Genomic DNA, 25,875 nt, shown 5'->3' with positions numbered 1-25,875 from the left:
GGACTAGTCAACACGCCTCACCGGGGGCGGCTTCCAGGTGCCGTCAAGCACTTCGGTCCTCGGCCAATAGAGGCGCAGGCTCATCATGAACGCACCGCTGGCGGGCGTCGGCAGCCAGTTTGACTCCTTGTCCTTGCCCGGGGATTGGCGCTGAATGTGGAGGTCGAGAGAGCCGTCGGAGTTGTAGCTCAGTTTGTCGCGGTCGCCGATCGCGTAACGGTCAATCGGGTTGGCTGCAAATAGCTGGCGCTCATTGTACATTGTCAGTGACCAGAACGCGCGCGACGGCGGAATTCGGCTCTTATCGAAATGCAACACGTAGCGCCGATCGCTGCGGAATGGCGCTCCACTCGCGTCGGTGAACACGGTCGCATGGACCGCGTCCTCGACCGGATTGGCCCCAAGGCCGGCATAGGCGATGCCTGCTCGATGCAGATAATCGGTGCCATAGGTGCCGATAGCCGTGAGGTTGATGCGCCAGCCATTGATCAGCACTCCGGATTTGGCCACGCTGGCCTTGATCTTGTCGAGTGCTTCCGCCGGTGCAGTGTTGAGCGCGTCCTGCACTTCCTCCGGAGCCGACGCAAACGAGAAACTCTTGCCGGGCTCGAGGCCGATCCGCTGCATACGCGAAAGAATCGGATAATCGTTCGCGTGCGGCGGGTTGTCTTTCATCAGTTCGGCGAAGCGGGAAAAGAACGTCTCCGCATCCATCCTTTCAACCTGCTCTAATGGCGCTCCCATGTCCTGGTTTGGATTCACCGTGGCTTTCGGCGGTGTATAGGGTTTGCCATAGGCGCTGAGCGGCCAGGCTTTGATGCCATCCTGGAATTTGTGCACGGCAGGATAGTCGGCCTTGCCATCGGTCCGCGTGCGCCCAATCAGGGTCACGATCGCCGTGGGACTCCGGTACTCGGTCATGCCGGGCGGCAACTGCCCCTGCCAGCGCGGTCCGACGACGGCAAAATTCTGCGCGTCGGTTCCTGTTGTGCGTTTGCCCGGTGCAGTGAACACGTCGCTCCACAGGTCGAGCATGGGCAGGAGATAGTAACGCCCGCTGGAATCGGGGACGCTGAAGACCATCGGCTCCTTGGACACGTCGAAATACATCATCGAATAGAGCGCATCGGTATTGGGGCGCACCACATCGGTGAACGATGCGTCAGGAAAGGCGCGCGTGTGCGACATCTGGTTCATCGGCGCGCGCAGCCCGGTCGCCTCTGCAACGTTGGTCATGACGTTGCGCGTCACGTCCCCCAATATCATCGGATAAGCGTAGATATAGGCCTCTTGTGCAATTTCACGCGCCTCTTCGGACGAGACGCTCTGTTGCGCCTGAGCCTTCGGAATCGAAAGCATCGCCCCGGCACATAGCGCGGCTAACAAGAAGGTTCTCATTTTTCTCCTCCTGATATGCGCTTGACGCCAATAGCATGAGGCCATGCTGAGTTTTGACGTTTCCGAAATTGCGTCATCGGGTCGAGAAATTTTAGCACGCAACAGTAAACGGCCCCACCGAAGGTCACGCTTCAGATCAATTTCCGGGAACACATCGGCAACCGAGTGGGATTAAGGAAGGATCTTCAAGCGTCGATGAACAATCCACCGCCAGTTAATTCTGGATACGGCGCTGCTTCGGCTCATGCGATGACGGTGCATCTCCCTGTGGGCCTCTACCCTCGAAGAGATTGCGTTCCCTGGCAAGCGCTTCGCCGACAAGATCGAAGAAGGCGCGCACCCGCGCGGTGCTTTTCAGGTCGGCATGGGTGATGATCCAGAGCTCGCCCGTCAGTTCGGAAATGGGCTCGCTCAATGCGCGGGTGATGCCCGGTTCTGCATCGCCGAGATAGCAGGGAAGCAGCGAGACGCCCATTCCGGCCCTGGTCGCGACAAGCTGATTGACGAGGCTGCTCGTGCGATAGGTAAAGGTCTCCGGCGGTGCATGACGGGTCAGCCAGTCGGCGGCCATGATACCGGCAGCAGTTTCCTCCCAGCCGATCAGGGTGTGGCGACCGAGATCACCCGTATCGGCCATTGGCCCACCATTCGCGTCGAGATAGGCGGGCGCGGCGTAGAGGCTCCAGGCCACGCCCGAGAGCTTACGGCCCCAAAGATCCGTCTCCTTCGGGCGGATCGGCCGCAATGCGATATCCGCCTCGCGGCGCGACAGGCTAAGAACACGGTTGTCGACGACAAGTTCCACCAGGATCCCCGGATGCGTTTGGCGAAACGCGGCGAGATGACCGGTGAGGCGGCTGTAGGCGAGTGTTTCCGACGAGGTGACGCGAAGCCGGCCGGAAAGTTGATGATCACGGCCGGCGATATCGCGATCAAGGGCGAGTGCCTCGTCCTCCATCCGTTCGGCCGTCACGGCCATCCGCTCTCCCGCGGGTGTGGGCTGATAGGCGCCGCCCGGCAAGCGTTCGAAGATGCGCACACCGATGCGCTCCTCCAGTGCGTTAAGGCGGCGGAAAGCGGTCGAATGGTCGATGCCGAGCGCTTTTGCGGCGGCTGTCAGGCCGCCCGTTCGGCGAACCGCCAGGACAAGTTGCAGGTCGTTCCAATCCTTCATGTCATCCTTCATAGCACGGAGCTCGTTTGCAGTCATGCAAGCGCGTCTGGCGAAATCCCAACGTGCATTGCAGATCGTCGCACCGTAGATCTTGGCCGAAGACGAACGAAGCCATCGCTCCCATTCGAAAGGACCGCGCCATGAAGCTCTATTACGCCACCGGAACCTGCTCGCTCTCACCGCATATCGTCGCCTGCGAGGCAGGTCTTTCGCTTGAACTTGAGCGAGTCGACATTTTGAGAACGCCTCACCTCACCGAAACAGGGATCGATCTTACTACCCGAAATCCTAACGGATATGTGCCGCTTCTGGAACTGGACGACGGTACCCATTTGACGGAAGGGGCGGCCATCGTTCAATTCCTCGCCGACCTGAAGCCGGAAGCAGGGCTTGCGCCGGCGGCGGGGTCGCTGGAGCGCTATCGATTTCAGTCCTGGCTCAACTTCGTCGCGACCGAGCTTCACAAGATGTACAGTCCCTGGCTGTTTCATCCGGAATATGGTTCGCAGGCGCAGGATGTCGCGCGCAGGAAAATTGCCGACCGTCTTGGCTTCGTGGAAACCCATCTTGCAAAATCGGGACCATTTCTGATGGGCGAGCGTTTCACCGCCGCCGATGCCTATCTCTTCACCATCGTCGGCTGGTCGGCATTCACGAAGGTCGATCTTTCCGCCTTTCCGCATCTGCGCGATTTCATGGCGCGCGTCGGGGCACGCCCGAGGGTGCGTGAGGCGATGCAGGCCGAAGGGATGAGGGTGGCGGCATGAATGCGAAGCATCCTCCACCGCTGACACTCGTCAGCCATCACCTCTGCCCCTATGTCCAGCGCGCGGCGATCGCCCTCGATGAAAAGGGGATCCGGTTCGAACGGATCCTCATCGATCTTGCGGACAAGCCGGCATGGTTTCAGGCGATCTCGCCACTCGGCAAAGTGCCGCTGCTTCGGGTTCGATCGGCAGATGTCCCGGAAGCGGTTCTCTTCGAAAGCACTGTCATCTGCGAATATATCGAGGAGACCGGAAGCGGCCCACGCCTGCATCCGGCCGATCCGTTAGAAAGGGCCCGTCACCGGGCCTGGATGGAGTTCGGATCCGCTATCCTGTCCGATATTTGGAGGCTTGAGACGGCGCAGAACCCTGAACATTACGACCAGGCGCGCCAGGCAGTGGCTGCGAAATTCGCCCGTGTCGAAGCTATCCTTGCCGACGGTCCTTATTTTGCCGGGGAAGCCTTCAGTCTCGTCGATGCCGTCTATGGGCCGATCTTCCGCTATTTCGACGTTTTCGACGCCATCTTAGACATGAAGCTTTTCGCTGATCTGCCGAAAACTGTCGCCTGGCGCTCGGCACTATCCAGGAGGCCAAGCGTCATCAGGGCGGTCGATCAGGACTATCCCGATCGCCTACGCGCTTTTCTGGAACGTCACGACGCTTATCTTCTCAAGGTCGCGGCGCGTCTCTCTCCGCCCTCATCCCTGTGCCTGTCACAGGGATCCAGCAGCGCCGTGTCCACTGCGCGGGAGACTCGCTTTTCGTGATGCCGGCCGATGAGGGAGAGCTATTTGCCGGATCCATCATAGCGATCTCAGAGAAAGTTGATCAGCTGAGAGGAGTCTTTTCGCCGTGCCGACGCACGGCGGCTGGATTCCTGTGACAGGCACAGGAATGAGGGTGGAAAGAGACGCGCCCGATTGTGGTATGAGACTCTGGAGCGCCCTATCGCGCTACCCCGGACCGAGCCTTGGACGGCTCGATCCATTCGACATTCGGGGCGTGCGCTTCGGGCAGGGGTTGCGGATCGAGCTCGTAGCTGTAGCCGTCGAGCATGCTCGAGGCGCGCAGCGCCGCTTCGATCTTGGCCTCTGTCTCGGCGATGGCCTTTGCAATCGCCTCGACACGGGCACGAAACATATGTGCAAGCACGTCCCTGCCGGGACGTTTGCCGAGTCGCTCCAGGTGGAGCGTGATGCGGGAGGAATGACGTTCCAGTTCGCTTTTGCTGAAGCGCGCCTTGCGGACTTCTTCCGAAAGGCTTGCCTGCATCTGCGCTACCGGATCGAAGCTTCCCGGGTCGCGTTCGTCCAGGACGGCGTCGGTGACAAGCTTTTCGACGATGGTCAAGGCCTGCAGATCGACGGCGTCGGCGAGTTCGACGTCGTAGCCGGTGTCATCGAAGACCTTGCGCCTTATGGGATCCTGCAGGAGTTCATAGGCTTTCTTGACCCGGTCGAACGTCTCCGGATCGCCGCCGGAATCCGGATGAGTCGCTTTCGCGTGCCGCCGATAAGCTGCCTTGATCTGCGCCTCGTTCGCGTCGCGCTCAACACCAAGAATATCGTAGGGATCCGTCACGTCCACTCCGCTGCCTCTCACATCCAGCCACGCAGGCCATCGACGCTTTCTCTACCATCACAAGGGCGAAGTTTGGACAAAAAGAACGGGAAAAATTTGAAAGTTGATAGCTCTCAGCCCGATCAATCGCCGTAAAGATATTCCGGCAGCCAGAGCGTCAGGCCGGGCCAGATATACATGAGGACCATGCAGACGATGACGATCAGCATGTATGGCATCATGCCCGCGAATATCTGGTTGAGGGTCACGTGCGGGGGAGAGACACCCTTCAGATAGAAGGCTGACATGGCGACCGGAGGCGACAGGAATGCCGCCTGCAGGTTCACGAAGACGAGGACGCCCCAGAGGACCGGGTCGATGTCGAAATGCCTCAGCATCGGCAGGAATATCGGTACGAAGATGATGATGATCTCCGTCCACTCGAGCGGCCAGCCGAGGATGAAGATGATCGCTTGCGACAGGATCATGAACTGGATGGGCGTCAGATTGAGCGCCAGAACCCATTGTTCGAGGAGCGCCTGACCGCCGAGTATGGCGAAGACGGCAGAAAAGAGCGCCGAGCCGACAAAAAGCCAGCAGACCATGGCCGTGGTCTTTGCGGTCAGGAACACCGCTTCCTTCGTGCGTTTCCAATTGAGGGTCCGCGCCTGGAACGCCAGCAGGAAGGCGCCGGCGGCGCCGACCGCGGCGGACTCGGTCGCAGTCGTGATCCCGAACAGGATGACGGCAAGGACCACGACGGTCAGGATGCCCAGAGGCATGACGGACGAGATTAGAAGCTTCGCAAGCGCGAGGCGCTCGGCATTCATCTTCCAGTAGTAGCGGGCGAGCATCAGGATCGCTATTGCAGCCACGATGCCGAAAGAGACGTAGAAGGCGGTCGCAGGTCCCTCTGGCGTGGTCGGTGCCGCATCCGTCGCCGGAGCGCCGAGCTCTTCGAGCCCGGCAGGTGCTTCGGAGCCCGAGGCGGCCTGCTGATAGATGACCACATACCACCAGACCAGCAGGAGGGTGAAGGCCAATAAGGCGAAGGGCACAAGTGCGGCACAGAGATTCTTCAAGAGCGCCAGATAGGTGAGGGGGTGGCCATTCTCCCTCTTGAGGGCCTTTGCCTTCGACGGTGAAACCAACGCAGAAAGTAGCCCAACGAACATATTCGGCGAATAGGCCTTTTGAAGACCTCGCATCCAGGCCGGTACGGGCACCTTCGTCTGTTCCTCCGGCAAGGTGGGTGCGATCTTCGGGTTGAGCGTCGCCCAGACGAAGATATAGACGAGATAAAGGAAAGCGAGGAAGAAGCCGGGGAACATCGCGGCGGCATAGAGCTTGACGACCGACTGGCCGGCGACGGCGGCATAAACGATGATCATGACGGATGGCGGGATCAGGATGCCGAGCGTGCCGCCGGCGGTGATCACGCCGGAGGCGAGCTTCACATCATATCCCGCCCGCAGCATCGGGTTGAAGGCGATCACGCCCATCAGCACGACGACGGCACCGACAAGGCCGCTGGCGATGCCCCAGAAGGTACAGACGATCAGGGTGGCGACGGCGAGAGAGGCAGGCACACGGCTGAAGGAAAGCTGGATGCTGTAGAACATCTTGTCGACCAGCGCTCCGCGTTCCATCACATAGCCCATCAGCACGAAGAGCGGGATGGAGATGAGCACGTCGTTGGTCATCGCCCCATAGGTGCGCTGGACCATCAGGTCGAAGACGCGATTGTCGATCCAGTGTTCGGCGGGGTTATAGAAGGCATAGAAGCCGAAGAACATGCCGAGGCCCATCAGTGTGAAGGCAGTCGGGAAGCCCATGACGATAACGACCACGATGAGGACCAGCATCAACAGCCCGAGAAGCGGATCGCTCACGTCTTCAGATCTCCCGTTCCACGTTGCCGCGCCGCCTCTTCGATCTGCTGTGCACGCGCGATCGCGGCTTTGCGCGTTTCCTCATCCACGTGCTCGCTGTGAGCAAGCTGTTCCTCGACGACGTCGATCTCCGCGACGTCCTTCAGCCGGCTCGGCCATTCACCGGTCCTGAGGCAGACGATACAGCGCGTGATCTCGGCCAGACCCTGGAGCATCACGAGCGCGCCGGCGACCGGAATGACCGTCTTAAAATAGTAGATAGGTGGACCCTCCGCCGTCACCGTCGAATGCTCACCGATCCGCCACGAAAGCGCTGCATAGTGGTAGCCGGCATAGAGGAGGGCGGCGATGCCGGGCAGAAAGAAGACGATATAAAGCACGAGGTCGAGCGCTGCCTGCGTGCGCGGTCGCATCGAGCTATAGAGAAAGTCGCCGCGCACGTGGCCGTTCTGCGCCAATGCATAGGCGCCCGCGAGCATGAACAGCGTGCCATAGAGCATGTTGCTGGCGTCGAATATCCAGGCCGTCGGCATGTTCATGATGTAACGCTTGAAGACTTCGACGCAGACAAGCGTCATCAGGCCGATGATGAGCCAGGCAGCGGCCTTTCCCACCCACAGGCTGATTGAATCGACTGCATTGAGAAAATGCTGAACAGTCACGCGTGCCCCCGATCATGCGAGAAATTGAAGCGGCAAGGCACCACCGATTGATGATCGCGACGATGCCTTGCCTGCGTGGCCCACGCTGTCAGATCTTCTTTGCCACCCCTTCCTTTCCGAAATAGTGGTCGAACGCCATGCGGCGGTTGACGATGGTATCCTGTTCCCACCGTGTCGCGCGTTCTGCGAAAGCGATCTGGGATTCCAGGATTTCCCGGAAGAGCGGGTTTTCTCCGGCCTTCTTCTTCACTACTTCGTCATAGACCTCCAGCTGCTTCTTCAGGATCGCGTCGGGCGTCTTGTAGAACTTGACCTTGTCGGTGGTCTGCATCTCCCGATAATCCTTGGAGTAGCGGTCGATGGCTTTCCACTGCATGTCCTGGGAGGCGGCCTCGACGCCGTTGGCGACTATGGCCTTTATCTGCTCGGGCAGCGCGTCGTACTTGGTCTTGTTGAACATGACCTCGAACTGCTCCGCATTCTGGTGATAGCTCTGAAGCATGCAGATCTTGGAGACGTCGGGGAAGCCGAGTACGCGATCGGATGAGGCATTGTTGAATTCCGCCGCATCGAGCAGGCCGCGATCGAGTGCCGAGACGATCTCGCCGCCCGGCAGCGCGTTGACCGCCGCTCCCATGCCGGTGAAGACGTCGATCGAAATTCCGACCGTTCGGAACTTCAAGCCCTGAAGGTCTTCGGCCTTGGCGATCGGTTTCTTGAACCAGCCGAGCGGTTGCGTCGGCATCGGGCCATAGGGGAACGAAACCACATTGGCGCCGATGGACTCGTAGAGCTTTGCAAGAAGCTCCTTGCCGCCGCCATATTTATGCCAGGCCAGAAGCATGTTGGCATCCATCGCAAAGCCTGGGCCGGAACCCCACAGCGCCAGCGCCGTCTGCTTCCCGTAGTGATAGACGAGCACGCCGTGACCGCCGTCGAGCGTCCCTTGCGAGACCGCGTCGAGCAGACCGAATGCGGGCACAACCGCGCCTGCCGGCAGCACTTCGATCTTGAGATCGCCGCCTGTCATATCGTTGATCTTCTTGGCGAAATCGAGTGCGAATTCATGGAAGATATCGGCTGACGGCCATGTGCTCTGAAAGCGCATGTTGACCGGTCCCTGCGCCTTGACGACGTGCGGCGCCGCAATCATGGCAGCACCGGCCACCGCCGCCCCGCCAAGGAATTTACGGCGCGACCTATTGCCCCCTGTTGGGGTCCTTGCTTTTGTCATTTGTTCTCCTCCCAGAACTGGGCTTTCCGCCCATATTAGAAGATACTACTGAAAAGCGGCGCGAGCAAAGGCCTCTGTCCGGCATCGTTAGATATTTTCAATCCAACATTGCTAAAATCGAGCCAGACCAGCCAAGTGGGGCGGTGGTACCCGAAAACTTGCAAAACAGTGCTACGCCGGAGCTACGGTCAGGCGTTTGCCATAGCGTTGGAAAAGCTTCCGGCAAACCTCGCAATCGAGGCTGCCATGTTCAAACAGGACGGCGGCTTGGTCGACTACGAAATTATCTTCATTCAGAGCAGCAAGTTGCACGACGGCGTTCCCGAGCAGCATGTCACATGGCGCCTCGAGCACATGCTGTCCGTTGTCAAGACGCAGCCAGATGCCTTTCAAAGTGGCGGGTCTGGTGCGCATTTCAAAAATCTCTTCGAAACTTGCCATGAGACCTCTTTTGCGTGTCGGAGCGTTTACGACTCCCTTATTGCCCGGGCTGTTGTTGTGGCGTTTCACCCGGCCGAATCTCCGGCATGGCGTCGGTATGAGGGGCAGGCTCGACGAGACCTTTGTCGCCGGTCGCCGGCGGCTTGAGCACACCCTTGCACCTGCTCAAATCCGTGCTCGCGACGGCGCCCGGATTGGCTGGCTTACGGTCGGTTTTCGCCATTGCACCGTTTTGCTGAACATCAGGTGCCTGGCAGGGCGGCCCGGAATCCGATTCCTGGCAAAGTGCAGAAAGGGAGAGGGCGCAAAGGAAGACGGCGCCATAGACGGGCAGTAAGCCATTGACACTAGTTCTGGTGCGGGATCGCATGGCAAATGTTCCGCGTTCTCCTTTACTCAAACTTTAAAAACGCCAGGATGTTCCCGGTCGGATGAGGCGTGACGAGCCATCAAGCGAGATAGACGTACATTCTTTAAGACGTATCTCTGATGGCCGTGACGGAGGAGGGCGGCAGATTGGAGGCGCCGATCAGGCTCTTTTCCATGAAGACGCTGAGTGGATCGGCCTCATAGTTTCCAAATGGCCCACGCTGCCTGTAACCAAGGCGACCATACAGACTGATCGCTTCGGCCGATTTTACGCCCGTCTCCAGCTGCATCAGCCGAACCCCGATGTGTCGCGCCTCCTCTTCGATGGCCTCTACGATCCTCCGGCCGACGCCTTGCCCTCTAGCCTCCGGATCGACGAATATGCGTTTCAATTCTGCCGTTCCGTCGGGCCCTATTGCGAAGCCGCCACAACCGACCGCGCGTCCTTCCGAGCGAGCCACGAAAAAGCGCATGTTTGGAGATGCCAGGGAGGCAAGGTCCGGGCCCGCGCGGTTGTTTCCGGGATAGAGCAGCAAAGATCGCTCGTCTGCCATTCGCAGAAATGTCCGCACTTCTTCCTGGTCCAGAGGTTCTGGCCGTATCGACAATTTCATCTGGCTTTCCGATCCATATCCTAAATAGAAGGCGTTTAGGGAGGGTTATGCGACAACCCATTCGAGCAAGGCATTTTGTGCATGCAGCAGGTAAGCCTTTGCGGCAGGGCTCTGGCATGCCGGATGTGTCATGGCGTCGGCGGTGACTTCCTCGCCCCTGATGACAGGCGGGCAGGGGAGGAAGATCGTATCTGTGCGGCACCTGTCGAGGAGCGCTGCGTCGATCCGATAGTCCTTCAGTACCGCTTCCGCGGCGTCATGCGGCCAGGAATCCGTCAGGATCACGTCGGCATCCAGCAATTCTTCCACATCGGTGCTGGTCCTGAATCTCGCATTGAGGAGAGCCGGATCGCGAACATGCCACCTTTCCGGATAAACCTGGACCACGGTGATCGGCAACACGAGCGAGGCCTCGACCCATGACCGCAATATGTTCGCATCGGCGGCTACGCCGACGACCTTAAGGCCCTCCAAGCTACCTCTCCTGTCTTGAACATAGGAGAGATCGCCAAGCGTTTCGCAGGGGTGGTTCGATCTGGTTCTCGCATTGATGACAGGTGCTTTCGCCACGGCGCTTAATTTGCGCAAAGCCGACAGCTCCTTCATGCGAACAACCAATAAATCAAACCAGTTATCAAGGTAGGCTGCCAAATCGTCCGTCGTTTCCCTCCCATTGAAGCTGATCGGAGCATGCACGCAGATGCCTCCCATCGCCTGGACGCCGAGGTCGAAAGCCGTCGTATTTCTCCATCCGCTGTCATCTGCAATCAGTGCCACCCGCTTACCGTCCAGGCTCTGAGGCATGGCGCGTCTGGACCAGGCATCAGCCAGAACACCAGCGCGCCGAATGATCGCTGTCAGTGCTTCCGTCGGGATTTGGTGGAATTCTAGAAAGCTTCTATCAGTTGCAATGAACATTGTTGCCTCAAAATGTGCTTCGGTGTGCAGGATATCGCCAATATCTCACGGCAAAAGCAGCATGGCTCCGGCTTTTCGAGCTCGAAATCGCGATCGGCCTTGATCGCTGCGTCTACAACTGGAAGATAGCAGCCAATCGATAAGCTCAATGAATCGAGTCCCCAAGAGGACCCGGTTTTCACTTAGAGCCGGATGATTTCAGGTCGAATCGATCTGAAATCTGAATCCGTCTCTACATCAAAAAGTAAGAGCGGGACGTCGCCCGAAAACCGCACACACTTTTCGGCATCCTGCTCTAGCATTGCTGATAACGGTTGGCTGCTCCGCAGCATTTTCACGCTCCACTTTGCCGCAAAGCCAGATTGAACGAAACCGCTCTTGCCATGATGAAGACCATCGTACTTTCACCCGTCTCTGAAGTCCTTCGCGCCTACTGGAAGTCCGACCGGTGGACGCTGCTGCTCGTCGCTGTCGTCGTGTTTCTCTCCAGTGTTGCGAGTGTCGCAGCACCCTTCCTCTTCTCGCGACTGGTTGACCGACTGCCCCAGGAGAGCGCGATTGCTACGCTCGCCTGGGGCTTTGTCATTTATGCCGTGCTGCTCGGCCTGTCCTCTGCCCTGCAACACATGGTCCAATACCTCTCGTTCATGAGCGCTGAGAATCTCGGCTTTATCGCCGGCACACGCTTCTTTGAACGATTGCTGAAGAAGACTGCTGCCTTCTTCGTGGAGCACAATCCCGCCGAAATCCAGAATGCGAGCGCACGAGGGCGAGGCGCGCTTACGATACTGGTGCAGCTCGGGCTCATCGTTTTCATCCCCGGTGTGACGCAGATCGTCCTTTCGATCGCAACCCTCGGCGCACTCATCAATATAGAGGTCGCCGCAATCGTCATCGTCTACGGTACGGTCGCTATCACGCTCACGCTGATCGCCACCCGTCGTGCGCGCGTCTTCCTGGATAAGGCAGTCGAGGCTGGTCAGGAGAATGCGCGCTTTGTCGGAAACGCCATGAACGCAATGGAGACGCTGCGGCATTTCGGGAGCGATAGCTGGATGAGCAGGCGCTTTACCGCGAAGGCAGCGGAAGTGCGCGACAACTGGCGCGCCTATGTGATGCAGCGTGTCGGCTACATCGCACTCCTCGGGCTTGCCCTCACCATTCAGTTCGCGGTGACCTTCCTGCTGCTCGTGCCGCGCTATCAGGCCGGCGCGCTCACGATCGGCGACATCGTGCTGTTCAACACGCTGCTGCTCCAGCTCAACATGCCCTTCGAGATGATCGCTTATGCCATTGACGACGTCGCCCGGTCACGCGCAGCGCTCGTTCCGCTGGCGACGATGTGGGCAGCGCCTGAGGAAAGGCAGGTCTTGCATGCGCGGACCTTCGTGCCTCGGCAGGGCAGGATTGCCTTCGAGAATGTCAGCTATGCCTATGGCAATGGCCGCGGCATAGAGGGCATCACCTTCGCAACAAAGCGCGGCGGCATCACCTTCCTGGTCGGCGAAACCGGCTCCGGTAAATCCACTATTTTCAAGCTCGCCCTGAAATCCATCGAGCCGGAGGTCGGCCGCATCCTCGTCGATGGGGTGGATCTTGCGCAAATCGATCGCGCAGACTGGTATGGCGTCGTCGCCGTCGTGCCGCAGGACGTGGTATTGCTCAATGAGAGCCTGGCCGACAACATCCTTTTGGGTCGTCCACGGGACGAGGTGCGTTTAGAACTGGCGGCAGAGAAGGCCGCGATCCTGCCTTTCATCGAAGCGCTACCCGATGGTTTCGAAACAACCGTTGGCGAACGGGGCCTGAAGCTCTCCGGCGGCGAGCGCCAGCGCATAGCTATCGCCCGTGCACTTTATGGGGATCCGGCAATCCTGTTTTTGGATGAGGCGAGCGCCGCCCTCGATGAGGCAACCGAGCGGGACATCCTGGAGCACATCAGAACGCTGTCGCGAGACGTGACAGTCCTGGCGATCACACACCGACTGAGTGTCATAGCTGAAACCGACCAGGTGGTGTCGCTCGGTGAGGGAAGACATGGTCGAAGCGATGACCATCCTTAGAACAAGCCGATCTCTTTTCGTCAAGCTGTCCCGGATCGAGGCGGCTACTGCGGCTTAGCAAAAAATAATTTGAATGCTAACTATTTTAATGCTAATAGGTGCCTATGCAATCACTAAACTCGCTCCAACGAATCTTCACGATGAATCTCCTGACGACCGGTCGACAGTGGCGAAAGGCCGTCGACCAGGCTCTGAGCGCGCATGGTATTTCCGAGGCCTGCGCCTCGCCCCTGGTCTGGATCGGCCGTCTCGGCGGCGGTGTGCGGCAGGTCGTCCTGGCCAATCATGTCGGCATCGAAGGACCGTCGCTCGTACGGCTGCTGGATCAGCTCGAGGCCCTTGGTCTCGTCGTGCGCAAGGACGATCCGACTGACCGGCGTGCGAAGGGTCTGTGGCTGACGGCGGAGGGCGAGAAGCTGGCCGCTCACATGGAAGATGTTCTTGACGAACTGCGCGGCAGAATTCTTGCGAAGGTCGACAAGTCCGACATCGAAGCGGCTATCCGTGTATTGCAGGCATTCGAGGATGCGCCACAGCCCGCAGCGTTCAATCAGCCGGCCGAGGCAGCATCGTGACTTTCCCATCCTGGCGTGACTGGCTGTTCTCGGGCAAGGCCTTCCTGGCGTCGATGTCGGCGCTCTTCATCGCCCTCTCGCTTGATCTGCCCCGGCCTTACTGGGCGATGGCGGCTGTCTATGTCGTCGCCAATCCGCTTGCCGGCGCAACCAGCTCCAAGGGCCTTTTTCGCGCGCTCGGGACACTGATTGGGGCTGCCGCTGCCGTATTCTTCGTACCGCTTTTCGTGAACGCGCCCACATTGCTGAGCCTGGTCATTGCGCTGTGGACCGGTACGCTGCTTTTCATCTCGATGCTTGACCGCACGTCGCGCAGCTATGTCTTCATGCTCGCCGGCTATTCCCTTCCGCTGATCGCGCTGCCGTCGGTCGGCTCCCCCGAGACAATCTTCGATACGGCGCTTGCCCGATCCGAGGAAATCATCATCGGCATCGTCTGCGCGAGCGTCGTCAGCGCCGTCGTTTTCCCGACCAGCGTCGGAACGGTCTTCGGCCAGCGCATCTCCTCTTGGCTGGACGATGCCGGCACCTGGGCCGACGAAATCCTCCGAGGCGAGGGGGCTTCACCCGCGACACCGCTCAAGCGCCAGAAGCTGGCAGCCGACGTCACCGGCCTCGATCTCATCATCAGCCAGCTCGGCTACGATGCCGGCACGCGCGATATCGTGCGTCATGCCCGCGAATTGCGCGGCCGCCTGCTGATGCTTCTCCCATTGTTCTCGTCGCTGGCCGACCGGCTGCACAGGCTGAAGATGAGCAGCGGCGGTGGCCTGCCCAAGGACCTCATATCGGTGCTGAATGCGGTCGCAGACTGGTTGAAGAAGGGAGGCAACTGTTCGGACGAGACGGCCGACAGCCTCAACCGCGAAATCGCGCGCCTACAGGAGCGCAATCGTTCCTTCACGTGGAATGATCTGGTTCTGTCCAGCGCGCTGACGCGCCTGAAGGAGATCGTGGATCTTTGGCAGGATTGCCTGACCCTGCGTGACGAAATCGTTAGCGGCCGTCACTCCGGTCCATGGCGATATGTCTTCCGCCACCATGGCGTGGTCGGACGGGTAAGACACTATGATTACGGCCTTTTGGCATTTGCCGCCGGCTCGGTCGTCGTCGGTACCTTCGTTGCATGCATGTTCTGGATCTGGACGGGTTGGGCAAACGGCGCGGGTTTCGTCACGCTGGCCGCCGTCGCCTGTTCTTTTTTTGCTGCATTCGACCGTCCCGCGCCATTCATCACGTCGATGTTTATCTGGTGCGGCGTCAGTCTCATCATTGCCTTCGTCTACATTTTCGGCATCCTGCCTGCCGTCAACAGCTACGAGATGCTGGTGCTGGTCTTTGCGCCGCCCTTCCTGCTTCTCGGCCTCCTGCTTCCGAAACCGCAGTTCAACCTGCTCGCCATGCTGCTGACGATCAACAGCGCGTCCTTCATCGCCTTGCAGGATCATTACACCGCCGATTTCACAACCTTCGTCAACGAGGCGATAGCAGCCGTCGGCGGTGTCGGTTTCGCGCTGGTCTGGACATTGATCACGCGGCCTTTCGGCGCGGAGATCGCCGCCCGACGCCTGGTTCGCGCCGGCTGGGCGGATCTTGCCGAGGCGGCATCGGGCACACGGCGCGACGATTACCAGCGCCTGTCCGGGCGCATTCTCGACCGCCTGGGGCAGCTGGTGCCGCGCCTGGCAGCCATCGAGCAACGGGAGTTGAAGAAGGTCGACGGCTTTGCCGACGTCCGCCTCGGGTTCAACGTGCTGATGCTGCAGCAGGCACGTGGCGACCTGCGCATGCCTGCCGTTACTGCGATCGATACGGTTCTTTCCGGCATCTCGGAATTCTATCGTGCCCGGGTGAAGGCAGGCGAAGCGATCGATCCGACGCAGGCATTGCGACAGTCGATCGATGACGCCCTGGAGACGATCTTGTCCGGGGATCCCGAAAGGGGTGGCCAAGCCATCGATGCGCTGGTCGGCCTCCGTCGGGCACTGTTCCCGAACGATGCGCCACCGGAGGTCGCTGAGATGCCTGAGCCGGTGACCTTTGATCTTAAACTTGCCGCTGAGTAACACCATGCCTGCAGAGTTCGATATTTACGGCGTCTATGTGCCACGCCTCCTCATCCTCATGCTCCTCACCTTTCTCGTAAGCATCGTCATCCGACGCGGGCTTGCCTGGATCGGCGCCTATAGGCTGGTCTGGCATCGCGGTCTCTTCGATCTCGCCCTCTACGTTCTGCTCCTCGGCGCTGCTTCATCCTTTACACGTTGGTACTTCACATGAAATCGCTCAAAACCGCCGCTCGTGTCTTTGTAACGCTTGTCTTCGTCGTTGCCGCCATCGTCGTTGGTCGCGACCTCTGGGGCCATTACATGTTTGAGCCCTGGACGCGCGACGCGCGCCTTCGGGCCGATGTGGTCGGCATCGCGCCCGACGTTTCCGGCCTGGTCAGCGAGGTCGTCGTCAAGGACAATCAGGATGTGAAGAAGGGTGACGTGCTCTTCTATGTCGACCGCGAGCGCTTCAAGATCGCGCTGGCGCAAGCCAATGCGGCACTCGATAGCAGCAAGGCGGCGCTTGATCAGGCCCGCCGTGAGAACGACCGCCAGCAGCGGCTGGGTGAGGCCGCGTCCGTGCAGCAAAAGGAGCAGGCGCGCACTGCCCAGGATCAGGCCGAAGCCGCCTATGAGGAGGCCATTGCCAATCGCGATCTCGCCCAGCTCAATCTCGACCGGTCAGAAGTGAGGGCGACGGTCAACGGCAGCGTCACGAACCTCACCCTGCGTCCCGGCGACTATGTGACGGCGGGCGTGGCAAAGGTCGCCCTCCTCGATACGGATTCATTGAGAGTGGAAGGCTATTTCGAGGAAACGAAGCTGCCGCGCATCCATGTGGGCGACCGGGTTTCCATCCGCCTGATGGGGCAGTCCGAAAAGATCGAAGGCCGTGTCGAAAGTGTCGCGACCGGTATCGAGGATCGCGAACGCACGTCCGGTACCGGACTTCTTGCCAATATCAATCCGACCTTCAGCTGGGTGCGTCTGGCCCAGCGCGTGCCCGTGCGCATCAGCCTCGAAAACGTGCCAGAGGGAACCAGGCTGATCGCCGGCTTGACGGCGACGGTGGAGGTCATGTCGGACGGTTGATTTTGCTCTGCCGCACGGACCGGCGAGATCTAGAGCGGGATGCCGAGAAGCGTGTGCGGTCTTCGGGCATCATCCCGCTCTAACTTTTTGATTAGAGACGGAATCAGATTTCAGGCTGACCCGACCTGAAATCATCCGGCTTCAGGCGATCGCAACGGCAGTTCGTTGACCAAGCGGGCGGCAGGATTCACGCACCATCAGGCGGCCTTGTAGCACGAGCTTCCTCGGGCCATTGGCCTTTTGCGCGACCCGGTCGAGAATCAGCTTTGCCGCCTGTTCGCCGATTGCCTGGACGGGCTGGGCAATCGTGGTGAGGTGAGGCTGGAAGACGTCGGCCCAGGGGAAGTCGTCGAAGCTTGCAACCGAGATATCGTCGGGGCATTTCAGCCCGAGATCGCGGATCGCCTTCATGACGCCGATTACCATCAGGTTGTTGGCGGAAAAGATCGCCGTCGGCCTGTCGGCACCGGCCAGGAGTTGGATCGCAGCCTTGTAGGCGTCTTTTTCCCTGAAGTTCCCGATTTGTATGAGCATTTCCTCATGCGGTAGATCCGCTTCGTTCAACGCTGTTCTGTAGCCTTCCAGACGGTCACGCCCGGTCGAGGTGTCCAGCGCGCCTGAGATATAACCGATGCGCCGGTGACCGAGATTGATCATATAGGCTGTGGCCTCGCGCACGGCCTGCCGGTTATCGAGGACGACGGCGTCCGTATCCACGCCTTCGCAAAGCCGGTCGATCAGCACCACCGGCACCGCGGTCTCCGTCAGGATGCGCTTGAGGTTCTTGTCGTCGCCCGTCGGGGCGATGATCAGGCCGTCCACCATCCGGTCGAGGAGCAGGCCGATGTGTTCGTCCTGCATGTCGACGTCTTCGTCCGTGGAGCAGAGCATCACGGCGAAGCCGGCGCGGTGCAGGACGTCCTGGATGACGGCGACAACATCCGTGAAGAATGGATTGGTGATGTCGGCGACCACCAGCCCGATGGTTCGCGTCATACCGGTCTTGAGGCTGCGGGCGATCGTATTGCGCTTGTATCCGATGGTCCTGATCGCCTCTTCCACGCGCGCCTTGAGAGGAGGGCTTACACCGAGCGAACCGTTGACGACGCCGGAGACGGTCGCCACAGACACGCCGGCAGCCTTGGCGACGTCCATCATCGTGGGAGAAAGCGATTTCTTGCGCATCTTCGTTCTAGCTCCCGAAACGTTTCATCGAGATCGGCCGCCATACGATATTTCAACCCATCCAATATCGCAATATTGCCGCATTGCGGCATGTTTTCCGCGTTGACTTTATCTAAACGTTTAGAATACCTTTCGTTAGATCGTCGAGATATTGGGGGAAGGGAGGCCGCCCGTGTCATGGCTGATTCTGTTTTCCCGCCGGATGCCGGCCGCGACGACGCGTCGAATAAATTTCCCGACGCGACGGTGCTCAGTGCAGAGCACATATCGAAGACGTTCGGCGGCATCACGGCTCTCAGTGACGTGCGTTTCGATCTCAGAGAGGGCGAGATCCATGCCCTTATGGGAGAGAATGGGGCCGGCAAATCGACCCTTATGAAGATCCTCTCAGGGATCTACGCCGACTATGACGGACAGGTGTTCCTGCAGGGCGAGCCGGTCCGGTTCTCGTCAGTCAGGGAGGCCGAGGGGCAAGGCATTGCCATCATTCACCAGGAGCTGAATCTCGTTCCGGAACTGAGCGTTGCGGACAATATTTTTCTCGGTCGCGAGCGTCTGCTCGGAGGAATATTCGTCGACCGGAAATCGTCGCTGACAGCAGCGCGGGCGCTGCTCAAGCGGCTGGGAATAGCGCTTGATCCCGAAGCCAAGGTGTCGTCGCTAAGGGTTGGCGAGCAGCAGCTCGTGGAGATCGCTAAGGCGCTTTCGATCGAGGCGCGCATCCTCTTCATGGATGAACCGACTTCCGCGCTTTCGCCGGGCGAATGCGTCCGGCTGTTTACGATCATGCGGCAGCTCGCCGCCGAGGGCGTCGCCATCGTCTATATCTCACACCGCATCGACGAGGTCATGCATCTCAGCGATCGGGTCACCGTCTTCCGGGACGGGAAATATGTGTGGACACGGGCGATGTCGGATCTCGACGAGGCCACCATTATCGCGGCGATGGTTGGACGCGAGCTGATGCAGGAAATGCCGAACGATCGTCCTCCGCCGGGTAGATCCATCCTTTCCGTGCGGGATCTCACGCTCTCGGTCGCGCTGCGCCACGGCTGGCGGCAGGTCCTGCAGGGGGTAAGCTTTGACGTGAGCGCCGGCGAGATCCTCGGCATAGGCGGGCTGCTGGGCTCCGGACGCACGGAGGTGCTGGAGACCATATTCGGATCCGCCAAGGGCAGGCGTGGCGGCGAGATCCTGATCAACGGACAGCGGGTGGACATTCGCTCGCCCCGGGACGCCCGTCATCTTGGGCTGGCGCTAGTGACGGAGGACCGGAAGGCGACCGGGCTGCACCTGCATGAATCGATTGTGAACAACGTGGCGCTGCCGCTCGTCGGCCGGCTCGGACGACTTGGCCTGAGGTCTTTTCGCGGAGAGAGGGCGGTGGCGAACCGGGCCGTGCAGTCGCTCCGGGTGCGCTGCAGCGACATCGAGCAGGTAGCCGGAACGCTTTCGGGCGGCAATCAGCAGAAGGTCGTCATCGGCAAATGGCTGGCGACTGCTCCGTCGGTTCTGCTTCTCGACGAGCCCACGAGAGGCATCGACGTCGGCGCCAAGCGCGAAATCTACGAACTGATCTTCCGGCTGGCGGGCGAGGGATTGGCGATCATGTTCGTCAGCTCGGAACTGCCGGAACTGCTGCATCTCTGCGATCGGATATTGGTCATGTCGGAGGGACGGCAGACCGGCATTCTGCAAAGGAAAGACGCAACCGAAGAGCGGATCATGCAATTGGCCGCTCCGCGCGGGACACATGCTGGAAAGGCGATTGCGTGACCATTCTCAAACTGCTGACGCGAACGAAACTCTATTGGGGCCTGATCGCGATATTCCTGATCGGCATCATCTGGTCGCCGCTGACCTCGTCCGGCAAGAACATCTTCCTGTCCTATGGGAACCTGCTCGATGTGCTCCGGCAGGTGTCGACGACCGGACTGATCGCGACCGGCATGACGGCGGTCATCGTTACCGGCGGGATCGATCTTTCGGTCGGCTCGGTGCTGGCGATCTGCAGCGTCGTTTGCGCCATGCTTCTTACCGTGCCGGGCGACACGTCCGCTGCTATACTAGGCATTCCGACAGCGGGCCTTGCCGCGGTTCTGATCGGCGCCACTATTGTCCGCTTTATTTTTATCAACATTGAGAAATCGAAGAGCGGGAGCCTGCTTGCGCGCGATGTCAGGCTCGACCGCATGCGTGGCGTGGTTCTGCCGGGTATTGCAGGCGTCGTTCTGTGTACGCTGCTATTGATATTCCTGCTGCCGCAGGTGCAGTCGAAGTTCGGCGTGATCGGTGTTCTGCTCGTCGCGCCTGCGGTCGGATTGCTGTTCGGCGCGTTCAATGGTGTGATCATCGTCGTCGGGCGGTTGCAGCCATTCATCGTCACGCTGGCGATGATGGTCACGGCGCTCGGGATTGCGCGCCTGACCGCCGGACAGAACAACGCCGTGCTGCCGGTCTATACCGGTTCCAATGCGACGGCGGATTTTGATATTCTTCGCAGCCTGGTCTTCGGCGTCGTGCCCATGCCGGGGCTGTTCTTCATCGCCGCGATCGTCATCTACGGCGTCGTCCTGCGCTTCACGCCGTTCGGACGGTATGTCTATGCGATCGGCGGCAATGAGGAGGCCGCCCGACTTTCCGGCATCGATTCCGGACGCGTGAAAATCGTGACCTATGCGGTCTCAGGCATGCTGGCCGGCATAGCCGCCGTGCTTTACGTCGCCCAGTACAGGCAGGGTAAACCGGATGCGGGCGCCGGCCTCGAGCTCGATGCCATCGCGGCGGTGGTGATCGGGGGAACGAGCCTCATGGGCGGGCGGGGCAGCCTTGCCGGCACCTTCTGCGGTGTCCTGATCTTCGGGCTTCTGTCCAATATCCTGCAGCTGCACAACATCAATTCCAACCTTCAGCTCGTGCTGAAAGGAATGATCATCATCGGCACCGTGCTCGTCCAGGAGCGCAACGCCGGCGACATTCTTTCCCATTTCAAACTCTTCAGCCCCAGGCAGAAAAGAAAAACGTCCGCGGAGGAGCGGCCGTCAACGGAGACCGTGTCTCTAACACTTGGAGGAAACAGAAATGAAACGTCGTGAGATATTGGGCCTGGCCGTCGTGACGGCCGCTCTGGCAGCAACAACTGCCCTTCTGCCAGTAAGTGGCGCCGTCGCGCAGGACAAGAAATGGCGCATCGGCTTCTCGCAGGCGACAACGATCGAGCCGTGGCGCGCCCAGTTCAACAAGGACATCATCGCCGAGGCCGCCAAGCATCCGGAAGTCGAGCTGATCATCACGGATGGCGAGGACAGGACGGAAAAGCAGGTTGCGGATGTCGAGAACCTGATCCGCCAGGAAGTCGATGCGCTGCTGATCTCGCCGAAGGAATCCGCCGGTCTTACGGGTGTGGTCCTGCAGGCCATCGATGCCAAGATACCGGTCTTCGTTCTGGACCGGAATGTCGAGACCGACAAGTACACCCAGTTCGTCGGAGGCGATAACAAACTGATTGGCCGGGCGGCCGGCGAATATGCAGTGGAATTGCTCGGCGGCAAGGGGAAGGCCCAGGGCAATGTCGTGGAGATCTGGGGCGGGATGGGAACCGAACCGGCGCATGACCGTCATAACGGCTTCCATGAAATGACCGACAAGGAGCCGGGGATCAAATACCTGCTCGATCAGCAGTCCGGCGACTGGAAGCAGGACCAAGCCTATAACATCATGGCGACTGCGCTCCGCAACAACGAAAAGATCGACCTTGTCTATGGTCACAACGATCCGATGGCCTACGGTGCCTATCTCGCGGCCAAGGATGTGGGGCGCGAGAAGGATATCAAGTTCATCGGCATCGACGCTCTGCCGAACGAGGGCGTGACCCTGGTCAACAACGGGGAACTCAGCGCCACCTTCCTTTACGCAACACCGGGAGCGGAAGGGCTGAGACAGGCGATCAAATATCTCAATGGCGAAAAGGTGGAGAAGACGATCACCCTGGATACCTTGAAAGTCACGAAGGAGAACGCGCCGCAGATCCTCAAGGAGAACGGTCTCTGATTGATAGCTTCGGCCACGGACGGCAGCGCTGTCCGTGGCCTCTTCCGCCGGGTTGGCATTATCACGCCGGTCGTGCAGCGGTTCCTTTCACCAAGACTGCTGCGATATACTGACGAGTAATGATCAACGAGTCCCCAGATCGAAATGAGCAGCCCTCCTGGCTTGTCGAATGGCAGAGGGTTCCGCTGCCGGAGACGGAAGCGCTTGCGATCTTCGAAAGCCTGCCGCCGGTCAGCTCGGTCGGGCTGCGCGGACTGTGGCGGGGTAGGGGTTTGAAGACCGGCCATCCGCTGGATGGCGTCCTTGAAAATCTCGGCTGGTACGGAAAGCTCTTCCGCGATGACGGCCGCGTCGATCCGCTTCTGTTTTCAGGTCGAGGCAACAGGCTCGCCGCAATCGATCCCGCGCGGATCCCCTTAAAGCTGGCGCTGAAATTCGGATCTCTCGGCCGATCCTCGGTCATGCGGGGATGTTTTGCCTATCTGCAGCGAGCCTTGCGCGCGATAGGTCCGGCGGCGCGGCTGCGCGATCTCGACTATCTTGGCGTCCGAAGCGCTGCAATGATTTATGACCGGCAGCCGATCATTGATTATTTCAGGCAAGTCGACGCGGACACGATCGTCGGACTGATGGAAATGACGCCCTCCGATCGTCGGTATTTTTTCCTGCTATGCCGGGTTTCGGCCTGATGATCAGGACACCCTGGCAGCCACATCGGAAGCCGGGCCCTGTCTTCTTTCGATAATCTCCGCAAGAGTGACAGGTCTTAGCGCCTGCACATCGACCCCGACGTCGTATTGGCGAGGCAAAGGTTTCAGGCGGCCGTGGGAGTGTCCATGCAGATTGATCGATCCTTTCCCGATCTTGTTCCAGGTCCTGAAGGGATAGTGACAGAGGACCAGAAGCTGACCGTCGATCGTAAGCTCGGCATAGTGCTGGGCGCTCGACCATCCTCGCGCGCTGACGACTTCGGAAGAATCATTGTTGCCGATGATGAGGTGCTTTCTGCCGTTCAGCATGGCCAGCAGCTGATCGGCCGAACCGGCGCGGGAGGACATGAGGTCGCCAAGATGCCAGACATCGTCTTCCGGCTGCACCACCGCATTCCAATAGTGGATCAGCGTGACGTCGTGGTCGGTGATGTCGGCAAAAGGGCGACGGTCGATACGCAGCACACGATGGTCGCCGAAATGAGTGTCGCTGGTGAAGTAGATCATGCTTTTGTCCGCATCTAGTACTTCCTTTCAAGACGTCCTGTCGCTTCAAATTACGACCTGCAATCCGAGCTCAACGACGCGGCCTGTCGGCAGTTGAAAATATTCGGTCGCGCTGCTGGCATTGCGTGAAAGCGCGATGAATATCCTATCCTGCCAAAACGGCATTCCCCCTTTTTTCGATGGCAATATGGTCCGCCTGGAAAGGAAGAAACTGGTGGACATGATGTCGAATTTCCAGCCGAGCTTGCGCGCCAAAATGAGCGCGCGCGGAATATTCGGTGTCTCCATGTAGCCGAAGGTGATGATTATGCGGCTGAACATCGGATTGAAGCTCTCGAGGGAGATCTTTTCGTCATCCGCGACAAAGGGAGAAGTCGACGTGACAACACTCAAAATAACGTTGTGCTCGTGCAAAACCTTGTAATGCTTCACGCTGTGAAGCAGAGCCGTTGGTGCACCATCGACATCGCTCGTCAAGAAGACGGCAGTACCCGGCACCCTCATGGGCTTCTTCGTTGCAAGATTGTCGAGGATGAGGCGGAGGGGTACCTCGTCGGCCCTTGTCCTGTCGGCCAGCAATTTGCGTCCGGACAGCCATGTCTGCATGAGAAACGCAATCGTGGAGGCGACGACGACCGAAACCCAGCCCCCTTGAGGAAATTTCGCGGCATTGGCGACAAAGAAGCTCAGGTCGATGGTTGCCAATGGTACGATCACCAAGAGGGTCAGCGTGGTCTTCCATCCCCAGAGACGCCGCATGACCACGAAGAGCAGAACCGCTGTTATCAGCATTTCTCCGGTCACGGCGATTCCATATGCCGCTGACAAAGCGCTGGAACTGCGGAAGCTGATCACCAGCACCGCGACTGCGATAAACAGCAGAAGATTTACCTGCGGCATAAAGATCTGTCCGGCCTGGGTCTCAGACGTATGCAGGATGTTGAATCGCGGCAGGAGGTTGAGGTGCATCGCCTGACGGATAAGGGAGTAGGCGCCGGAAATCACCGCCTGACTGGCAATTACAGTGGCGCTCGTCGCGAGCACGACCATCGGAATTCGAGCCCATTCCGGCTGCATGCCAAAGAAGGGATGATAGGCCCCCTCCGGATTTGCAAGGATGAAAGCCCCTTGCCCGAAATAATTCAGCAGCAGGCAGGGAAACACGATCGAGAACCAGGCAACGACGATCGGCCGGCGGCCGAAATGGCCGAGATCGACGTAAAGCGCCTCGGCGCCGGTGACGGCGAGGAAGACTGCACCGAGGACCAGGATGGCAATATCTGCATGCTGAATAATGAAGCGAGCGCCGTGGTACGGATTGAACGCAGAAAGAACGCCCGGCTCTTCGATTATGTGCAGCAGCCCAGATGCTCCGAGCGCGAGGAACCAGAGCGCGGTGATAGGGCCGAACACCGATGCAACCCCGCCCGTGCCGAACCGCTGAACGAAGAACAGGGCAGTGATAATGGCGATCGTGGCTGGAACGACCCATTGGACCAGCTGCGGGGCCACCACTTCCAGGCCCTCTACGGCCGACAGAACGGAGATTGCCGGCGTGATGATCGCATCGCCGAGGAACAGCGATGCGCCGATGACGCCGAGGACGAGAATCCAGACGGGTCGGCCCGGCAAACTGTCGCGGGCAAGGGCCATCAGGGAGAGCGTACCGCCTTCTCCCTTGTTGTCCGCCTTGAGAACAAAGCCGACATATTTGAAGGCCACGATCGAGGTTAGTGCCCAGACGATGAGAGAGAGGAGCCCGAGGACCTGCAGCTCGCCGACCGCGTTTCCTCCGTGCCCGGCGGCACGCAAGGCCTCCCTGAACGCATAGAGGGGACTTGTCCCGATGTCGCCATAGACAACACCAAGGGCGCCAAGGACGAGAAGAGGAAGACTATCGGTGGATCCAGCTGTTTCGAGTTCCGGATCTCCAGCGCGGAGTTGAGTGGTGGTCAAGATAATGGTGTCCTCTCTCCCAGAAGGCTTTCAACAGGAGGTCGGATGTCGCGCCGTGCCTGAAAGTCAGTGGCGTCATCAAATCCCGGTTGCATTGCAAATAACCTTGGCCGCCTACCGATGGCCGGGCTTCGTGGCGGTCTCCTCCAAAATCCATGCAAACTAATCGCCGCGCTGGCCTTTTGTTCCTCGCAACAGGCAGAACAACAGGATCTAATTGCTCCGCCGGATCCCTGAAGCCATTGGCGTAAACGGCAAGGCTTCCTATCTTAGCATGGCAACACCGATGCTGGAGAAAACCATGCTCGAGGTAACGAAAAAAAGCCGTGCCGAAGCGGATATGGAGATCCTCCCGCCGCCGCGCTGCGTGCGTTCGGGCCGCAACACCGTCAGGTGTCTTTGCTGTCAGCGGCTGGTGGAAGTGTCTGCCAGGGAAACGATGGAGTACGGTATCTGCAACGAATGCATAGAGCGCCCATAGTCGCGGCTGATCGCTGCATCGCCGCACCCGGCGCGACGGGCATTTGACGGGAGCCAAGCTCCCGTCAATCGTTGCAATTGGTCATTGAAGATGACCTTGCCTATTGGATGTCGGCGGTTTGTCCAGGGCGCTGCCGACGGCTCCCTGTTGCCTTCTATGTGGCATGCCGCAAT

Annotated in this window: 24 protein-coding genes; 11 read left to right on the top strand and 13 right to left on the bottom strand. The window is 59.6% G+C overall.

Features of this window, described 5'->3' with window-relative positions:
• Window positions 1-3 precede the first annotated feature (3 nt).
• Together AAE029_RS27150 and AAE029_RS27145 are read right to left on the bottom strand one after the other, a co-directional pair.
• Window positions 4-1,398: a DUF1254 domain-containing protein gene (locus tag AAE029_RS27150; protein ID WP_371076013.1), complete on the bottom strand. Its 1,395-nt coding sequence runs from the start codon at window positions 1,396-1,398 to the stop codon at window positions 4-6.
• Window positions 1,399-1,612: 214 nt separating this feature from the next.
• Window positions 1,613-2,572, bottom strand: a complete 960-nt coding sequence (locus AAE029_RS27145) for a LysR family transcriptional regulator (protein WP_371076012.1) — start codon at window positions 2,570-2,572, stop codon at window positions 1,613-1,615.
• 140 nt (window positions 2,573-2,712) lie between these two features.
• On the opposite strand from AAE029_RS27145, the gene gstA reads away from it, so the two are divergent.
• Both gstA and AAE029_RS27135 read left to right on the top strand, forming a co-directional pair.
• A complete protein-coding gene (gene gstA, locus AAE029_RS27140) occupies window positions 2,713-3,339 on the top strand; it encodes a glutathione transferase GstA (protein ID WP_371076011.1) in 627 nt (208 codons plus the stop codon).
• Window positions 3,336-4,109, top strand: a complete 774-nt coding sequence (locus AAE029_RS27135; RefSeq protein ID WP_371076010.1) for a glutathione S-transferase family protein — start codon at window positions 3,336-3,338, stop codon at window positions 4,107-4,109. The genes gstA and AAE029_RS27135 overlap by 4 nt, the downstream gene beginning before the upstream one ends.
• A 178-nt stretch (window positions 4,110-4,287) precedes the next feature.
• On the opposite strand, the gene AAE029_RS27130 is transcribed toward AAE029_RS27135, so the two are convergent.
• The 8 genes from AAE029_RS27130 to AAE029_RS27095 all read right to left on the bottom strand — a co-directional run bounded on the left by AAE029_RS27130 (window position 4,288) and on the right by AAE029_RS27095 (window position 11,032).
• The gene (locus AAE029_RS27130) at window positions 4,288-4,923 is read right to left on the bottom strand and encodes a DnaJ domain-containing protein (RefSeq protein ID WP_371076009.1); all 636 of its coding nucleotides are present in this window, start codon (window positions 4,921-4,923) and stop codon (window positions 4,288-4,290) included.
• Between the two features lie 122 nt (window positions 4,924-5,045).
• The gene (locus AAE029_RS27125; RefSeq protein ID WP_371076008.1) at window positions 5,046-6,794 is read right to left on the bottom strand and encodes a TRAP transporter large permease subunit; all 1,749 of its coding nucleotides are present in this window, start codon (window positions 6,792-6,794) and stop codon (window positions 5,046-5,048) included.
• Window positions 6,791-7,456: a TRAP transporter small permease subunit gene (locus tag AAE029_RS27120; protein WP_371076007.1), complete on the bottom strand. Its 666-nt coding sequence runs from the start codon at window positions 7,454-7,456 to the stop codon at window positions 6,791-6,793. Before AAE029_RS27120 ends, AAE029_RS27125 begins: the two co-directional genes overlap by 4 nt.
• 88 nt (window positions 7,457-7,544) lie before the next feature.
• Window positions 7,545-8,690 (bottom strand): TRAP transporter substrate-binding protein, encoded by a 1,146-nt coding sequence (locus AAE029_RS27115; protein WP_371076006.1) that lies wholly within the window; start codon window positions 8,688-8,690, stop codon window positions 7,545-7,547.
• Between the two features lie 171 nt (window positions 8,691-8,861).
• Window positions 8,862-9,131 carry a hypothetical protein gene (locus tag AAE029_RS27110; protein WP_371076005.1) on the bottom strand — a complete coding sequence of 90 codons (270 nt, stop codon included), beginning with the start codon at window positions 9,129-9,131 and terminating at the stop codon, window positions 8,862-8,864.
• A 37-nt stretch (window positions 9,132-9,168) separates the two neighbouring features.
• Window positions 9,169-9,354 (bottom strand): hypothetical protein, encoded by a 186-nt coding sequence (locus AAE029_RS27105; protein ID WP_371076004.1) that lies wholly within the window; start codon window positions 9,352-9,354, stop codon window positions 9,169-9,171.
• A gap of 250 nt (window positions 9,355-9,604) precedes the next feature.
• Window positions 9,605-10,114, bottom strand: coding sequence for a GNAT family N-acetyltransferase (locus AAE029_RS27100; protein WP_371076003.1), 510 nt, complete (start codon window positions 10,112-10,114; stop codon window positions 9,605-9,607).
• 45 nt (window positions 10,115-10,159) lie between these two features.
• The gene (locus AAE029_RS27095; protein WP_371076002.1) at window positions 10,160-11,032 is read right to left on the bottom strand and encodes an ornithine carbamoyltransferase; all 873 of its coding nucleotides are present in this window, start codon (window positions 11,030-11,032) and stop codon (window positions 10,160-10,162) included.
• 362 nt (window positions 11,033-11,394) lie between these two features.
• On the opposite strand from AAE029_RS27095, the gene AAE029_RS27090 reads away from it, so the two are divergent.
• From AAE029_RS27090 to AAE029_RS27070, 5 genes are all read left to right on the top strand, one after another.
• The gene (locus AAE029_RS27090; protein WP_371076001.1) at window positions 11,395-13,095 is read left to right on the top strand and encodes an ABC transporter ATP-binding protein; all 1,701 of its coding nucleotides are present in this window, start codon (window positions 11,395-11,397) and stop codon (window positions 13,093-13,095) included.
• A gap of 104 nt (window positions 13,096-13,199) precedes the next feature.
• A complete protein-coding gene (locus tag AAE029_RS27085) occupies window positions 13,200-13,670 on the top strand; it encodes a MarR family winged helix-turn-helix transcriptional regulator (protein WP_371076000.1) in 471 nt (156 codons plus the stop codon).
• Complete coding sequence (locus tag AAE029_RS27080; RefSeq protein ID WP_371075999.1) at window positions 13,667-15,736, top strand: FUSC family protein; 2,070 nt, start codon at window positions 13,667-13,669, stop codon at window positions 15,734-15,736. The genes AAE029_RS27085 and AAE029_RS27080 overlap by 4 nt, the downstream gene beginning before the upstream one ends.
• A 4-nt stretch (window positions 15,737-15,740) precedes the next feature.
• A complete protein-coding gene (locus tag AAE029_RS27075) occupies window positions 15,741-15,950 on the top strand; it encodes a DUF1656 domain-containing protein (RefSeq protein WP_371075998.1) in 210 nt (69 codons plus the stop codon).
• On the top strand, window positions 15,947-16,813 hold the full coding sequence (locus tag AAE029_RS27070) for an efflux RND transporter periplasmic adaptor subunit (protein WP_371075997.1): 867 nt from the start codon (window positions 15,947-15,949) through the stop codon (window positions 16,811-16,813). The genes AAE029_RS27075 and AAE029_RS27070 overlap by 4 nt, the downstream gene beginning before the upstream one ends.
• A gap of 141 nt (window positions 16,814-16,954) precedes the next feature.
• Here the strand turns inward: AAE029_RS27070 and AAE029_RS27065 are convergent, their stop codons facing one another.
• Window positions 16,955-17,971, bottom strand: a complete 1,017-nt coding sequence (locus AAE029_RS27065; protein ID WP_371076093.1) for a LacI family DNA-binding transcriptional regulator — start codon at window positions 17,969-17,971, stop codon at window positions 16,955-16,957.
• Between the two features lie 204 nt (window positions 17,972-18,175).
• Here AAE029_RS27065 and AAE029_RS27060 point away from each other — a divergent pair, with 204 nt between their 5' ends.
• The 4 genes from AAE029_RS27060 to AAE029_RS27045 all read left to right on the top strand — a co-directional run bounded on the left by AAE029_RS27060 (window position 18,176) and on the right by AAE029_RS27045 (window position 22,737).
• Window positions 18,176-19,774 (top strand): sugar ABC transporter ATP-binding protein, encoded by a 1,599-nt coding sequence (locus AAE029_RS27060; protein ID WP_371075996.1) that lies wholly within the window; start codon window positions 18,176-18,178, stop codon window positions 19,772-19,774.
• The gene (locus AAE029_RS27055; RefSeq protein WP_371075995.1) at window positions 19,771-21,093 is read left to right on the top strand and encodes an ABC transporter permease; all 1,323 of its coding nucleotides are present in this window, start codon (window positions 19,771-19,773) and stop codon (window positions 21,091-21,093) included. Before AAE029_RS27060 ends, AAE029_RS27055 begins: the two co-directional genes overlap by 4 nt.
• Window positions 21,080-22,048, top strand: coding sequence for a substrate-binding domain-containing protein (locus tag AAE029_RS27050; protein WP_371075994.1), 969 nt, complete (start codon window positions 21,080-21,082; stop codon window positions 22,046-22,048). The genes AAE029_RS27055 and AAE029_RS27050 overlap by 14 nt, the downstream gene beginning before the upstream one ends.
• 119 nt (window positions 22,049-22,167) lie before the next feature.
• Window positions 22,168-22,737, top strand: coding sequence for a DUF4334 domain-containing protein (locus tag AAE029_RS27045; protein WP_371075993.1), 570 nt, complete (start codon window positions 22,168-22,170; stop codon window positions 22,735-22,737).
• Between the two features lie 3 nt (window positions 22,738-22,740).
• Here the strand turns inward: AAE029_RS27045 and AAE029_RS27040 are convergent, their stop codons facing one another.
• Both AAE029_RS27040 and AAE029_RS27035 read right to left on the bottom strand, forming a co-directional pair.
• The gene (locus AAE029_RS27040) at window positions 22,741-23,265 is read right to left on the bottom strand and encodes a hydrolase (protein WP_371075992.1); all 525 of its coding nucleotides are present in this window, start codon (window positions 23,263-23,265) and stop codon (window positions 22,741-22,743) included.
• Window positions 23,266-23,310: 45 nt separating this feature from the next.
• Entirely contained in the window at window positions 23,311-25,221 is a 1,911-nt protein-coding gene (locus AAE029_RS27035) for a potassium transporter Kup (RefSeq protein WP_371075991.1), read from the bottom strand.
• Between the last annotated feature and the right edge of the window lie 654 nt (window positions 25,222-25,875).

The sequence above is a fragment of the Sinorhizobium sp. CB7 genome (assembly GCF_041357635.1).
Classification (GTDB): Bacteria; Pseudomonadota; Alphaproteobacteria; order Rhizobiales; family Rhizobiaceae; genus Rhizobium.
Note: the sequence above shows the minus strand (reverse complement) of the source record. Positions and strands in the feature narration are given on the sequence as shown.

Excerpts from the sequence above, each read along its gene's own strand:
- AAE029_RS27150 (WP_371076013.1), bottom strand. The coding sequence starts at position 1,398 with ATGAGAACCTTCTTGTTAGCCGCGCTATGTGCCGGGGCGATGCTTTCG.
- AAE029_RS27145 (WP_371076012.1), bottom strand. The coding sequence starts at position 2,572 with ATGAAGGATTGGAACGACCTGCAACTTGTCCTGGCGGTTCGCCGAACG.
- gstA (WP_371076011.1), top strand. The coding sequence starts at position 2,713 with ATGAAGCTCTATTACGCCACCGGAACCTGCTCGCTCTCACCGCATATC.
- AAE029_RS27135 (WP_371076010.1), top strand. The coding sequence starts at position 3,336 with ATGAATGCGAAGCATCCTCCACCGCTGACACTCGTCAGCCATCACCTC.
- AAE029_RS27115 (WP_371076006.1), bottom strand. The coding sequence starts at position 8,690 with ATGACAAAAGCAAGGACCCCAACAGGGGGCAATAGGTCGCGCCGTAAA.
- AAE029_RS27110 (WP_371076005.1), bottom strand. The coding sequence starts at position 9,131 with ATGGCAAGTTTCGAAGAGATTTTTGAAATGCGCACCAGACCCGCCACT.
- AAE029_RS27105 (WP_371076004.1), bottom strand. The coding sequence starts at position 9,354 with ATGGCGAAAACCGACCGTAAGCCAGCCAATCCGGGCGCCGTCGCGAGC.
- AAE029_RS27100 (WP_371076003.1), bottom strand. The coding sequence starts at position 10,114 with ATGAAATTGTCGATACGGCCAGAACCTCTGGACCAGGAAGAAGTGCGG.
- AAE029_RS27095 (WP_371076002.1), bottom strand. The coding sequence starts at position 11,032 with ATGTTCATTGCAACTGATAGAAGCTTTCTAGAATTCCACCAAATCCCG.
- AAE029_RS27085 (WP_371076000.1), top strand. The coding sequence starts at position 13,200 with ATGCAATCACTAAACTCGCTCCAACGAATCTTCACGATGAATCTCCTG.
- AAE029_RS27075 (WP_371075998.1), top strand. The coding sequence starts at position 15,741 with ATGCCTGCAGAGTTCGATATTTACGGCGTCTATGTGCCACGCCTCCTC.
- AAE029_RS27070 (WP_371075997.1), top strand. The coding sequence starts at position 15,947 with ATGAAATCGCTCAAAACCGCCGCTCGTGTCTTTGTAACGCTTGTCTTC.
- AAE029_RS27065 (WP_371076093.1), bottom strand. The coding sequence starts at position 17,971 with ATGATGGACGTCGCCAAGGCTGCCGGCGTGTCTGTGGCGACCGTCTCC.
- AAE029_RS27060 (WP_371075996.1), top strand. The coding sequence starts at position 18,176 with ATGGCTGATTCTGTTTTCCCGCCGGATGCCGGCCGCGACGACGCGTCG.
- AAE029_RS27050 (WP_371075994.1), top strand. The coding sequence starts at position 21,080 with ATGAAACGTCGTGAGATATTGGGCCTGGCCGTCGTGACGGCCGCTCTG.
- AAE029_RS27045 (WP_371075993.1), top strand. The coding sequence starts at position 22,168 with ATGATCAACGAGTCCCCAGATCGAAATGAGCAGCCCTCCTGGCTTGTC.
- AAE029_RS27040 (WP_371075992.1), bottom strand. The coding sequence starts at position 23,265 with ATGATCTACTTCACCAGCGACACTCATTTCGGCGACCATCGTGTGCTG.